Annotated in this window: 1 protein-coding gene; it reads left to right on the forward strand. The window is 70.9% G+C overall.

Going from position 1 to position 471, the window contains the following annotated elements:
- The coding region (locus D9V41_RS16315) for an aspartate aminotransferase family protein (protein ID WP_133434238.1) at positions 1-471 on the forward strand (471 nt) is incomplete at both ends.

Below are 471 nucleotides of genomic sequence, written 5' to 3' on the forward strand. Positions count from 1 at the left end.
ACGGTGCCCTACGGCGACGCCGACGCGGTCGAGGCGGCTATCGGTCCGAACACCGCGGCCGTGCTCATGGAACCGATTCAGGGCGAGGCCGGCGTGATCGTGCCGCCGGCCGGGTTCTGGCGCTCCGTACGCGATCTGTGCGACGAGCACAACGTGCTGATGATCGCCGACGAGATCCAGTCGGGGCTCGCGCGTACGGGCAAGCTGTTCGCGCTCGACCACGAGGACGTGCGCGCCGACCTCTACACACTCGGCAAGGCGCTGGGCGGTGGGATCGTCCCCGTCTCCGCGGTCGTGGGGCGGGCGGACGTGCTCGGGGTGTTGAAACCCGGCCAGCACGGCTCGACCTTCGGCGGATACCCGGTCGCGTGCGCGGTGGGCCGTGCGGTCGTCGGCCTGCTGGAGACCGGCGAGTTTCAGGCGCGAGCGACCGAGCTCGGTGAGCATCTGCACGGTCGGTTGGCCGAGCTC

The sequence above is a fragment of the Aeromicrobium phragmitis genome (assembly GCF_003674095.1).
Classification (GTDB): domain Bacteria; phylum Actinomycetota; class Actinomycetes; order Propionibacteriales; family Nocardioidaceae; genus Aeromicrobium; species Aeromicrobium phragmitis.